The sequence below is a fragment of the Streptomyces sp. NPDC053665 genome (assembly GCF_055585285.1).
Map to the genome: position 1 here is coordinate 393,419 of NZ_JBVJKK010000005.1, position 11,968 is coordinate 405,386.

Below are 11,968 nucleotides of genomic sequence, written 5' to 3' on the forward strand. Positions count from 1 at the left end.
CCTCCGCAGGAGCCGGGACCCCACACCACCACCCGGGGCGCGGACACCCCGAGGAAGGCCGACGCCGCATGATCCTCCTGCTGTCGACGTCCGACACCGACCTGCTCAGCGCCCGAGCGGCGAACGGCCCGGTGCCCTACCGCTTCGCGAACCCCGCCCGGCTGCCCCTGGAGGACCTGCCCGGCCTCCTCGACGGTGTCGACCTGGTCGTCGTCCGCCTCCTCGGCGGCGTCCGCGCCTGGCAGGACGGCCTCGACCTGCTCCTCGCCGACGGCCGCCCGGTGGTCGTCCTCACCGGTGAACAGGCCCCGGACGCCCAGCTGATGGCCGCCTCCACGGTCCCCGTCGGCATCGCCGCCGAGGCGCACGCCTACCTCGCGCACGGCGGCCCGGCCAACCTCGAGCAGCTCGCCCGCTTCCTGTCCGACACGGTCCTGCTGACCGGCCACGGCTTCGAGGCCCCGGCGGCGGCGCCGACCTGGGGCCCGCTGGAGCGCGAGGCCCGCACGGCCGACGGCCCCACGGTCGCCGTGCTCTACTACCGCGCCCACCACATGAGCGGCAACACCGCGTTCGTCGGCGCCCTGTGCGAGGCGATCGAGGACGCGGGCGGCCGGGCCCTGCCGCTGTACGTGGCGTCCCTGCGGGCCCCCGAGCCCGAACTGGTCGACGCGCTGCGCTCCGCCGACGCCATCGTCACCACCGTCCTCGCCGCCGGCGGCACCAAGCCGGCCGCCGCCTCCGCGGGCGGGGACGACGAGTCCTGGGACGCGGGCGCGCTCGCCGCCCTGGACGTGCCGATCCTCCAGGCCCTGTGCCTCACCGGCTCGCGCGCCGCCTGGGAGGAGAACGACGAGGGCGTCTCCCCGCTCGACGCGGCCACCCAGATCGCCGTCCCCGAGTTCGACGGCCGCCTCATCACCGTCCCGTTCTCCTTCAAGGAGATCGACGCCGACGGCCTGCCCGCCTACGTGCCCGACCCGGAGCGCGCGGCCCGCGTCGCCGGCATCGCCGTACGCCACGCCCGGCTGCGGCACATCCCGGCCGCGGACAAGCGCCTGGCGCTGGTGCTGTCCGCCTACCCGACCAAGCACTCCCGCATCGGCAACGCGGTGGGCCTGGACACCCCCGCCAGTGCCGTCGCGTTGCTGCGCCGGCTGAGGGCGGAGGGCTACGACTTCGGCGACGCCGACATCCCCGGCCTGGTCTCCGGCGACGGCGACGAGCTGATCCGCGCGCTCATCGAGGCCGGCGGCCACGACCAGGAGTGGCTCACCGAGGAGCAGCTCGCCCGCAACCCGATCCGCATCCCCGCCGCCGACTACCGCCGCTGGTTCGCCACGCTGCCGAAGGAGCTGCGCACGGCGGTCGAGGAGCACTGGGGCCCGGCGCCCGGCGAGATGTTCGTCGACCGCAGCCGCAACCCCGAGGGCGACATCGTCCTGGCCGCACTGCGGTTCGGGAACCTGCTCGTCCTCATCCAGCCGCCGCGCGGCTTCGGCGAGAACCCCATCGCCATCTACCACGACCCGGACCTGCCGCCCTCGCACCACTACCTCGCCGCCTACCGCTGGATCGCGGCCCGCGCCGAGGACGGCGGCTTCGGCGCCGACGCGATGATCCACCTCGGCAAGCACGGCAACCTGGAGTGGCTGCCCGGCAAGAACGCCGGCCTGTCCGCCGCCTGCGGCCCCGACGCGGCCCTCGGCGACCTCCCGCTGATCTACCCGTTCCTGGTCAACGACCCGGGCGAGGGCACCCAGGCCAAGCGCCGCGTGCACGCCACCCTCGTCGACCACCTCGTGCCGCCCATGGCCCGCGCCGACTCCTACGGCGACATCGCGCGCCTGGAGCAACTCCTCGACGAGTACGCGCAGATCTCCGCCATGGACCCGGCCAAGCTGCCCGCGATCCGCGCCCAGATCTGGACCCTCATCCAGGCCGCCCGCCTCGACCACGACCTCGGCCTGGAGGACCGCCCGGACGACGACGGCTTCGACGACTTCCTGCTGCACGTCGACGGCTGGCTGTGCGAGGTCAAGGACGCCCAGATCCGCGACGGCCTGCACGTGCTGGGCAACCCGCCCGCCGGCGCCGACCGCGTCAACCTCGTCCTGGCCATCCTGCGCGCCCGCCAGATCTGGGGCGGCACCACCGCCCTGCCCGGTCTGCGCGAGGCCCTCGGCCTGGACGAGTCCGCCGCGACCCGCACCACCGCCGACCAGGCGGAGGAGCAGGCCCGCGCCCTGGTCCAGGCCATGGAGGACGCGGACTGGGACCCGGCCGCCGTACCCGCGGTCGTGGCGGCCGGAGTCGACGCCGGACGCGCCGAACAGGTCGCGGCCATCCTGCGGTTCGCGGCCGACGAGGTCGTCCCGCGCCTGTCGGCCACCACCGGCGAGATCGACCACGCCGTGCACGCCCTGAACGGCGGTTTCGTCCCGGCGGGTCCGTCCGGCTCGCCGCTGCGCGGCCTGGTCAACGTGCTGCCGACCGGCCGCAACTTCTACTCCGTCGACCCCAAGGCCGTCCCCTCCCGCCTCGCCTGGGAGACCGGCCAGGCCCTCGCCGACTCCCTCCTGGAGCGCTACCGCACCGACAACGGCGAGTGGCCCACGTCCGTCGGCCTGTCCCTGTGGGGCACCAGCGCGATGCGCACCGCCGGCGACGACGTGGCCGAGGCGCTCGCCCTGCTCGGCGTGCGCCCCGTCTGGGACGACGCCTCCCGCCGCGTCACGGGCCTGGAGGCCGTGCCGTACGAGGAGCTGGGCCGCCCGCGCATCGACGTCACGCTGCGCATCTCCGGCTTCTTCCGCGACGCGTTCCCGCACACCGTCGGCCTGCTGGACGACGCGGTGCGGCTGGCCGCGTCGCTGGACGAGCCGGCCGAGGCCAACCACGTGCGCGCCCACGTCCAGGCCGACCTCGCGGGCCACGGCGACGAACGCCGCGCCACCACCCGCATCTTCGGCTCCCGCCCCGGCACCTACGGCGCGGGCCTGCTGCAGCTGATCGACTCCCGCGACTGGCGCACCGACGCCGACCTCGCCGAGGTGTACACCGTCTGGGGCGGCTACGCCTACGGCCGTGAACTGGACGGCCGCCCGGCCCGGGAGGAGATGGAGACGGCGTACAAGCGGATCGCGGTCGCGGCGAAGAACACCGACACCCGCGAGCACGACATCGCCGACTCCGACGACTACTTCCAGTACCACGGCGGCATGGTCGCCACGGTCCGCGCGCTGCGCGGCACGGCGCCCGAGGCGTACATCGGCGACTCCACGCGGCCGGAGACGGTCCGCACCCGCACCCTCGTCGAGGAGACCTCGCGCGTCTTCCGCGCGCGGGTCGTCAACCCCAAGTGGATCGAGGCGATGCGCCGCCACGGCTACAAGGGCGCCTTCGAACTCGCCGCCACGGTCGACTACCTCTTCGGCTACGACGCCACGACCGGCGTGGTCGCCGACTGGATGTACGACAAGCTCACCGAGGCGTACGTCCTGGACCCGGCCAACCGCGAGTTCCTCCAGCAGGCCAACCCCTGGGCGCTGCACGGCATCGCCGAGCGGCTGCTGGAGGCGGAGTCGCGCGGCATGTGGGAGAAGCCGGACCCGGCGGTGCTGGAGGCGCTGCGGCAGGTGTACCTGGAGACCGAGGGCAACCTGGAGGACGAGGACTGAACCGGCCCGTCCGCCGGTCCTGCCGACGGTGGGGGCGGAGCGGGGGGCGTCGCGCCGCCTCCCCCCGCCGTCCCCGTCGGCCACGCCGTCCCCGTCGGCCACGCGGCCGCTCGCCCGCGCTGTGCGTCCGCGCTGTGCGTCCGTGCACGTCAGCGCACCGCCTGCACCGCATAGAGCGCGCCGACGGACGCGGCGAGGGTGCCGAGCAACAGCCTCAGGAACCGCTCGGGCAGGCGGGGCTGGAGGCGGGCGCCGAGGTAGCCGCCGGTCAGACCGCCCAGGCCGCAGGCGCACCCGAGCAGCCAGTCGGGCGCGATGTCCTCACCTCCGGTCAGCGACAGCACGGCGTACGTGCCGGCACCCACCAGCGAGGTCACGAAGGTCGCGGCGAGCGCGGCCGGGGCGACCCGGGCCACGGGCATGCCCCGGCCGACCAGCAGCGGCCCCAGCAGGGAACCGCCACCGATGCCGTACACGCCGCCGACCACGCCGACCGCCACGGCCACCGCGCTCACCGACCGGCCGGACGGCTCCGCGGGCCCGCGCCGGCGGGCCGGGCGCAGCGTACGCACGACGAGCCACAGCCCGAGGGGGAGCAGCAGCACGGCGACCAGGGCCCGGAAGACGACCGGGCCGGGCAGCGCGAAGACGCGGACGAGCGCGCCGAGGACCACCCCGGGCACGGTCCCCGCGACGAGCCGCCGGGTGAGCGGACCGCCGAGCACCCCGTCCCGGCGGTAGCGCAGCAGCGCACCGGGACCGGCGACGACGTTGTACAGCAGGTTCGTCGGCGTGACCGACGGGCTGGGCACGGCGAGCACGCTGAGCTGCACGGGCAGCAGGAACACCGCCCCGGAGACCCCGACGGGTGCGGTGACCAGCGAGATCACCACGCCCGCCGCGAACCCCAGCGCTCCGCTTCCCCACTCCACCGCGCCTCCCTCACCGCCCGGGCGGCCCGGACCGTTCGAGCCCGGCCACCTGGCCGCCTGGCCACCCGGCCACCCGGCCAGTATCCGGCCGCGGCGCAAGGCGGCCGGGCCGGAGTCGTCGTTCTCGGCATGGGGGACGACCTCTGCGGAGACGGCCGTACGTTGCTGAGCGTCACCCGTCGAGCTGGTGACTTAACGCGTAAGCATGGCGTTGATAGGGGCTGAGTCACTGTCTTGACCGGTGACTCAGGGCGTGTCACAGTCAGGGTGTGGCGCCGGTCGTGCGCAGGCTGGCCAGGGAGAGGCGAATTCCCTCAGTCGGCGGGCGCGACGGGTGCCCCGGGGCGGACCACCTGTTCGACAGGTGACGTACCGCTCGGCACCCGGCGCCGCACGGCCGGTCACGCACTCGGCAGCACCCGAAGGGAGCCCACGCTCATGGATCAGCTCGGCACCGGGACGGACACCCGCACCAGCACCTCCCGCACCCCCGGCATCCCCCGCCCACCGGCTGATGCTGCGGCGGCCCGCCGCGCCCGGTTCGGCGCGCTGCCCGCCCGGATCCGGCCCGAGGACCTGGTCGAGGAGAGGCCCGCCGCCCCGAACGACCCGGCCCGGTACGGCTCGGATCCCGAGGGGTCCTGGCGGGTGTTCGCCTGCCTGGCGGCCGACCTCGGCCTCTGAACCCTCGCCTTGCCACCGGCGACGCTCACCGGCCAGGATGGTGATGTGAATCTCGACCATGTCTTCGTGTGCGGGAACCCGGCCCTCGACTTCGCGGCCACGCTCCGGGCGCGCCGGACGGTGCGGTTCGAGATGTTCGCGACGCCGGACCGGCTGAACGCCTGGTACGTGGAGTCCGGCGTCGTCGACGCGGTCTCCCCGTGCCGCGAGGCGGACGTGGAGGACGCGAAAGCCGTGCGCGAGGCCGTGTACCGGCTGGTCACGGCCCGCCGGCTCGGCGAGGAGTACGAGAAGACGGCGCTGACCGTCCTGAACAACGCGGCACGCAGGCCGCCCGCCGTCCCCCAGCTCACCCCGGCGGGCCGGTGGACGCAGGCGACGCCCGAGGAGGCCCTGTCGACGGTGGCCCGGCTCGCCGTCGAGCTGCTGAGCGGCGAGGACGTGCCGCTGCTGAAGGAGTGCGGCAATCCCGAGTGCACCCGCGTCTACCTCGACCGCTCACGCGGGATGCGCCGGCAGTGGTGCGGGATGGACTCGTGCGGCAACAAGATCAAGGCGGCGGCGTACCGCGCGCGCAAGAAGACAGCCGCGGCCCACTGACGGACCCGTCCGGTCCGTCCGTGACCGCGGCTGCCGGGTCGTGCGGGGGGCGGCCGGTGCCCGGCCTGCGCCCGCCCGCGGACCCCGGGTCTGCGGGGCGCTGCGTCAGCCGCCCACGTACCAGCTGAATCCACCGTTGTTGGCGGCGACGGCCAGCAGGATCAGCCACAGGACGACGTCGACGACACCGAGGATGATGCCGGCCTTCGCCATGCCGGCGCCGTTCTTGACCGACGCCTGGCGGCGGGCTACGGCACCGAAGACGATGGCCAGCGGGCCCAGGATGATGTTCAGGAAGAACAGGCCGATGATGCCGCAGCACAGGCTCGCGATGGCCAGGCCGTTGGTGCGCGATCCGGACGCGGCAGAGGAACCGCCGTAAGTCGCCATTGGATACTCCCAGTTGTCGGTTGCACGGACCGAACGGGCCGCACTCTCCTCACTCTTGACGACATCCGAATGCCCCTGTGTGACGGTCCCATGTCCATGAATCCGCAACTGTGAAGCTCCTGCGGAGTGACGCTCGGGGCGGCGGCTCACTGACCGCCCGTGAGCTCACCGCTCAGCGTGCGGTGCATCCGGGCGCTGGCCTCGTTCAGGCCGGTGATCTCGACCGCCTTGCCGCGCTGGGCGTACTTGGTCTCGACGGCGTCCAGTGCCGCCACCGACGAGGCGTCCCAGATGTGCGCGGCGGACAGGTCGATGACGACCCGGTCGGGATCGGTGGCGTACCGGAAGCGGCCGACGAGGTCGTTGGAGGAGGCGAAGAACAGCTCACCGGTGACCCGGTAGACGACGGATCCGCCGTCGGGGTCGGTGACCGCCGTGACGTCGGCGAACCGGGCGACGCGCCGGGCGAAGACGACCATCGCGGTCACCGAGCCGACGACGACCCCGATGGCGAGGTTGTGCGTCGCGACCACGCACCCCACGGTGACGGCCATCACCGCGATCTCCCCGGCCGGCATCCGCCGCAGCGTCCTCGGCGCGACGGAGTGCCAGTCGAACGTCCCCACCGACACCATCACCATCACGGCGACGAGTGCGGCCATCGGGATGTCGGAGACCACCGGCCCGAAGACGACGCAGAGCACCATCAGGAACGCCCCGGCCAGGAACGTCGACAGCCGCGTCCGGGCGCCGGACACCCGCACGTTGATCATCGTCTGGCCGATCATGGCGCACCCGCCCATGCCGCCGAACAGACCGGTGACGATGTTGGCCACGCCCTGCCCGACGGACTCGCGCGTCTTGGAGGAGCGCGTGTCGGTGATGTCGTCGACCAGCTTGGCCGTCATCAGCGACTCCATCAGCCCCACCAGGGCCATGGCGAGCGCGTAGGGCGCGACGGTCCTGAGCGTGTCCAGCGTGAACGGCACGTCCGGCAGCCCGGGCACCGGGAGCGAGGACGGCAGCTCACCCCGGTCGCCCACGGTCGGCACGGCGATGCCCGCGGCGACGGTGAGGACCGTGAGGACGACGATCGACACCAGCGGCGCCGGCACCACGCGGGTGACCCTCGGGAAGAGGATCAGCAGCGCCAGCCCCGCGGCGATCAGCGGATAGACCGGCCAGGGCACGTCCGTCATCTCCGGCACCTGCGCCATGAAGATCAGAACGGCGAGGGAGTTGACGAACCCGACCATGACGCTGCGCGGCACGAACCGCATCAGCTTCGCCACGCCCAGCGCGCCGAGCACGATCTGCAGGACGCCGGCCAGGATGACCGCGGCGACGAGATGGCCGAAGCCGTGCTCCCGGTTGAGCGGGGCGATCACCAGCGCGACGGCGCCGGTGGCCGCCGAGATCATCGCGGCCCGGCCGCCGACGACCGCGATCGTCACGGCCATCGTGAACGAGGCGAACAGCCCGACGGCCGGGTCGACCCCGGCGATGACCGAGAAGGAGATCGCCTCCGGGATCAGTGCCAGGGCGACCACCAGCCCGGCCAGCACCTCGGTGCGCAGCACCTTCGGGTCGGACAGCCAGGACGGACGCCACAGGCCGCGCAGCCGACCGGTCGGGGAGAGGGCGGGGAAGGACAAGACGGAGGACACCTGTCGTGCTCGGGCACCCGGCATCGGGACGGGCGCGCGGAGGGAGGGGATGCGGCGGACGGCGGCGGCGGCCGGGGCGGGGGCGTCGTCGGCCCCGAGGCAACGCACGGCGGCGGGACGGCGTCCCGCATCATGAGGACCTGAGTACGCGACGGGAACGGACACGGCGGACAGCCGGCGGCCCCGACCGGGGCAACTCTACCCTGACGTTAGGGTAGAGATCGAAGCGGGACCTCCCGGCCCGGGCCGGCCCGGCGAGAGACGAGGAAGGCACGGCGTGAGCAGCGAGCACATGCGGACCGGCGAGCACTTGGGGGCCGGCGAGCAGATGCGGACCGCCGGCGAGCACATGCAGATCGGCGAGGTCGCCGCCCGGACGGAGCTGTCGCTGCGCACCATCCGGCACTACGAGGAGACCGGCCTGGTCATCCCGTCGGCGCGGTCCCAGGGCGGATTCCGCCTCTACACCGAGGCCGACGTCGCCCGCCTCATGGTCATCCGCCGCATGAAGCCGCTCGGCTTCACCCTCGACGAGATGCGCGCCCTGCTGGAGGCCACCGACCGCCTCGACTCCGGCGAGGAGCTCGGCCCGCAGGCGCGCGAGGAACTCCTCGACCGCCTCCGCGGCTACGAACAGGCAGCCCGGCGCAGGGTGGAGGACCTGCGTGTCCAGCTGTCCCGGGCCGAGGACTTCGCCGCGACGCTGGCGGAGCGCCTGGCCGCCTCCGCGGGCCACTGACGCCCCCTCCGCCTCGCCGATAGCATGTTCGAGCCCGCGATGGCGCCCCCATCGCCTCCCCTCCACTCGGCGGTCCGCACGGACCGGCCGTCGGATCGACAGCAGGAGCAGCGCGCGTGGTTTCGCGAATAGGCGGCACGGCCTCGTCGGCCCCGTGGCGCCACGGACGCGCGGTGCTCTGGGGCGCGGCGGCCGTGGTGGCGCTCGGCTTCCTCACCGCACTGGAGATCGCCTCCCGCCGCTACGGCGAACCCGGACCGCTCACCACCCAGGTGAGCGCCCTGGTCCTCGCCCCCAAGCCGGGCCCGCTGTACGGCGGCCTGGTGCTGATGATGGTGGTGCTCACCTGGCGGCAGCGGTTCCTGGCGGCCGGCGCGGCGCTCGGCATCGACGCCGTCCTGCTGCTGGTGCGCTGGGCGGCGGGAGCCGAGGCGCCCGACGGCCACTCCGCCGGCACCGGCGCGCTGTGGGTGATGCTGGCCACGGCCTTCGTCGCCGTCACGCGCCGCACCGGCGAGGAGCGCGTCCTGCTCCTGAAGGGCGTGGGGCTGGGCCTGCTGCTGGTCGCCGCCCGCAAGACCGGTGACGCCTGGCTGTTCATCACCGCCAAGGCCCGCCCAGCCGTGCTCGACCAGTACGTCGCCACCGCCGACCACGCCCTGGGCAACCCGTCGTGGCTCGCGGGCCGGATCGTCGAGGCGACCCACCCGGTCAGCACGCACGTGCTCCAGCTGATCTACGCCCAGCTCGCCGTGGCGGCCGTCGTCGTCGCCGCCTACCAGCTGCGCCACGTGACCGTCGAGCGCCGCTTCCCGCGCCACCACCTGGTCCGCACCTTCCTGCTCATCGGCCTTCTCGGGCCCGGCGTCTACATGCTCTTCCCGGTCGTCGGACCCGTCTTCGCCTACGGCCCGGGCGCCTCCGGCACGGGCGGCGTCGAGTGGGCCGTGGCCGACCTGTGGCCCCACACGTCACCGCAGCTCACGGCCCCGCTGCCCATGACGTACGACGGGCTCACCCCGCGCAACTGCATGCCCAGCCTGCACACGGCCTGGGCGGTGGCGATCTTCGTCCACACCCGCAGGGCCCCGCGGCTGCTGCGCTACGCCGGCGCGTTCTGGCTGGTCACCACGCTCGCCGCGACCCTCGGCTTCGGCTATCACTACGGCGTCGACCTCATCGCCGGTGTCGTCTTCGCCCTCACGGTCGAGGCGGCACTGCGCGCCACGCAGCACGGCTGGGACCGGCGCGGCATCCAGCTGGTCGCCTACGGCACCGCCGTCTTCGTCGCGCTCCTGCTGTCGTACCGCTACCTGCCGATGCAGCTGGCCCGGTTCCCGGAGGTGTCCGGACCCCTCCTCGTCCTGGCGATGGTGTCGGTCGTCTACGGCTACCTCCGCACGACCAGGCAGTGGGACCCGGCCCCCACCCCGTCCCCGCGCCCGGAACCCCAACCGGAACCGGCCTGACGGCCTCCCCACCCCCCCCGGAACCCGCACAGCCACCGCCCGGCTGCTCCCGCTGGCCTCGAAAATCGAACACATGATTGAATTCGAAGCATGCGAACGTTTCCCGACGACCTCGTCCGAGTGCAGCGGGAGTGGAGCGCCACCTACCGTCAGCTCGCCGACCGCCCCGGCCGCACAGAACTGCGCCGGCGCCTGCACCGCCTCTCGGTCCGGGCGTTCTTCCACCCCTACTGGCGGCAGCGGCGCCCGAGCCCCGCCGCCTGGTGGGAACTGCGCGAGCTGGCCCACCGGGCCGGGGACACGTCCGGCCGGGTCGCCGGATGACGCGCCGGCATGCGGGTGACCACACCGCGGACGATCCTGAAGACATGGCCGGACCGATCCGGGTGATCGTGCACCCCCCGTCACCCTCCGGGGGCCGGCGCGTGCGCGTGGACGGCGAGATCCTCGGCCTCGCCCACAACCTGGCCGACGTGGCGGAGTTCCTCCGCCGGGCGGGCCTGGACGTGGAGCCGTCGGACGTGGCGCGGGCCCCGTGGATCGACTGGCGCGGCACGGGCCCGGACATCTGGGGCCCGGACCCGACGGACTGAGCCCGCCTTTCTACGGACGCCGGGAGCGGTCGGTGTCCCAGGGGGTTACTCGGCAGGAGACGGTGTGCCGGCTAAGGGGAGTCGTCGACACCGAGGTCGGCACGCATGGCGTCCTTCTGTGCCCCCACGCAGGGCCAGACCTGCTGATGCAGTTCGTCCTCGAGAGCCTGGAGCCCGGCCGCCGACCCGGACAGGGCGGGCGCCTGCTGCTTGATCTTCCCGTACGCGGCGTTCAGCCGACGCTTGGCGACACCGCAAGCGTGCAGTACGGGCTGCGGCGCGATCATCTGCGCCTCCGAGTAGCGGTCCCGGTAGGCCGCCCGACTGGCTTCCAACTCCGCCAGCGCGGCGTCGGCATCGCCGTCGCGCCGAAGGGCGTGCAGATAGTTGTTCATGGTGGTCAGGAACTGCCGGGACGCGGTGTTCAGCTCGATGTAACACCGCCGCCGCAGGTCGAGGCTCTCGCGCTGCCGTACCTGGGCCTGCTCGGCCCGCAACAGCGCCTCGGCGTGCTGCCGTTCCTCACGCCGCTGCTCGGCGGCGGCCTGCAACTCCAGCCGCTTGGTGCGATCGGCACGGTTCTGCGTCAGCAGCGCGGCCCCCAGGGTGCCCACCACACCGACGACGGCGACGACCAGCCCGGCCCAACTCCCGCCCACGCACCCTGCCTTCCTCGCACGAAGACCCGCAAGAAGGCTCCAAGCTAGCGCTTCGACAGCCGCCCGCGCCGCACCGATGCGGGCCGCACTCGCACGGCCCACGTGTACACGGCCAGACCGAGCGAGACCCGCACCATGGCGTCGGCCCACGCCGGCACCAGGCTGCTCCAGGAACCCCACCCGAGGCTCCACAACGCGAGCAGACCGAGGGCGCCCGCCACCAGGACGGCGCAGCCGTACCGGACGAACGCCGAGCGGTCCCTGCCCCACCACGCGCCGACGAGCCCGGCCGGCACCTGCACGAACACGTGAAGACCCACGCACGCGACCGGCACGGCGAGAAGCAGAACAAAGGGAGCATCGCCGGTAGAGCTACTGCCCGAGCCCGCGTAACCGGCGTCCAGCATCCACAGCGGCGGCAGGAGAAAGGTGAGCAGCAGGACGACGCCACTCAGATGCATGGCACCGATGTGCCTCAGCGCGGCCCGCCGGACCCTCGCCCCTGAGGTGTGATCAGTTCTCGCGCCCACATCTCCTCCCCTCACCGCCACCCTC

General features: G+C 73.5%; 12 protein-coding genes. 7 read left to right on the forward strand and 5 right to left on the reverse strand.

What is annotated here, in order from left to right:
- Positions 1-68 precede the first annotated feature (68 nt).
- Positions 69-3,680, forward strand: a complete 3,612-nt coding sequence (cobN, locus tag ACZ6ZN_RS21880) for a cobaltochelatase subunit CobN (protein ID WP_469648583.1) — start codon at positions 69-71, stop codon at positions 3,678-3,680.
- A 149-nt stretch (positions 3,681-3,829) separates the two neighbouring features.
- Here the strand turns inward: cobN and ACZ6ZN_RS21885 are convergent, their stop codons facing one another.
- Positions 3,830-4,612 carry a TSUP family transporter gene (locus ACZ6ZN_RS21885; protein ID WP_469648586.1) on the reverse strand — a complete coding sequence of 261 codons (783 nt, stop codon included), beginning with the start codon at positions 4,610-4,612 and terminating at the stop codon, positions 3,830-3,832.
- 438 nt (positions 4,613-5,050) lie between these two features.
- Here ACZ6ZN_RS21885 and ACZ6ZN_RS21890 point away from each other — a divergent pair, with 438 nt between their 5' ends.
- Positions 5,051-5,296 carry a hypothetical protein gene (locus ACZ6ZN_RS21890; protein WP_469648588.1) on the forward strand — a complete coding sequence of 82 codons (246 nt, stop codon included), beginning with the start codon at positions 5,051-5,053 and terminating at the stop codon, positions 5,294-5,296.
- Positions 5,297-5,341: 45 nt separating this feature from the next.
- Complete coding sequence (locus ACZ6ZN_RS21895; protein ID WP_398109040.1) at positions 5,342-5,896, forward strand: CGNR zinc finger domain-containing protein; 555 nt, start codon at positions 5,342-5,344, stop codon at positions 5,894-5,896.
- Between the two features lie 105 nt (positions 5,897-6,001).
- Here ACZ6ZN_RS21895 and ACZ6ZN_RS21900 read toward each other — a convergent pair whose 3' ends face one another.
- Together ACZ6ZN_RS21900 and ACZ6ZN_RS21905 are read right to left on the reverse strand one after the other, a co-directional pair.
- On the reverse strand, positions 6,002-6,286 hold the full coding sequence (locus tag ACZ6ZN_RS21900; RefSeq protein ID WP_398109039.1) for a DUF4190 domain-containing protein: 285 nt from the start codon (positions 6,284-6,286) through the stop codon (positions 6,002-6,004).
- Positions 6,287-6,432: 146 nt separating this feature from the next.
- Positions 6,433-7,977 (reverse strand): SulP family inorganic anion transporter, encoded by a 1,545-nt coding sequence (locus ACZ6ZN_RS21905; protein WP_469648941.1) that lies wholly within the window; start codon positions 7,975-7,977, stop codon positions 6,433-6,435.
- 325 nt (positions 7,978-8,302) lie between these two features.
- Here ACZ6ZN_RS21905 and ACZ6ZN_RS21910 point away from each other — a divergent pair, with 325 nt between their 5' ends.
- The 4 genes from ACZ6ZN_RS21910 (at position 8,303) to ACZ6ZN_RS21925 (ending at position 10,754) form a co-directional block, all read left to right on the forward strand.
- On the forward strand, positions 8,303-8,692 hold the full coding sequence (locus ACZ6ZN_RS21910) for a MerR family transcriptional regulator (RefSeq protein ID WP_451876079.1): 390 nt from the start codon (positions 8,303-8,305) through the stop codon (positions 8,690-8,692).
- A 116-nt stretch (positions 8,693-8,808) separates the two neighbouring features.
- Complete coding sequence (locus ACZ6ZN_RS21915) at positions 8,809-10,161, forward strand: phosphatase PAP2 family protein (RefSeq protein ID WP_469648592.1); 1,353 nt, start codon at positions 8,809-8,811, stop codon at positions 10,159-10,161.
- 90 nt (positions 10,162-10,251) lie between these two features.
- Positions 10,252-10,485, forward strand: coding sequence for a hypothetical protein (locus tag ACZ6ZN_RS21920; protein WP_469648595.1), 234 nt, complete (start codon positions 10,252-10,254; stop codon positions 10,483-10,485).
- Positions 10,486-10,529: 44 nt separating this feature from the next.
- A complete protein-coding gene (locus tag ACZ6ZN_RS21925) occupies positions 10,530-10,754 on the forward strand; it encodes a hypothetical protein (protein WP_469648597.1) in 225 nt (74 codons plus the stop codon).
- A gap of 71 nt (positions 10,755-10,825) precedes the next feature.
- On the opposite strand, the gene ACZ6ZN_RS21930 is transcribed toward ACZ6ZN_RS21925, so the two are convergent.
- Positions 10,826-11,413 (reverse strand): hypothetical protein, encoded by a 588-nt coding sequence (locus ACZ6ZN_RS21930; protein ID WP_469648599.1) that lies wholly within the window; start codon positions 11,411-11,413, stop codon positions 10,826-10,828.
- A 44-nt stretch (positions 11,414-11,457) separates the two neighbouring features.
- Positions 11,458-11,874 carry a hypothetical protein gene (locus ACZ6ZN_RS21935; RefSeq protein ID WP_469648602.1) on the reverse strand — a complete coding sequence of 139 codons (417 nt, stop codon included), beginning with the start codon at positions 11,872-11,874 and terminating at the stop codon, positions 11,458-11,460.
- Positions 11,875-11,968: the final 94 nt, after the last annotated feature.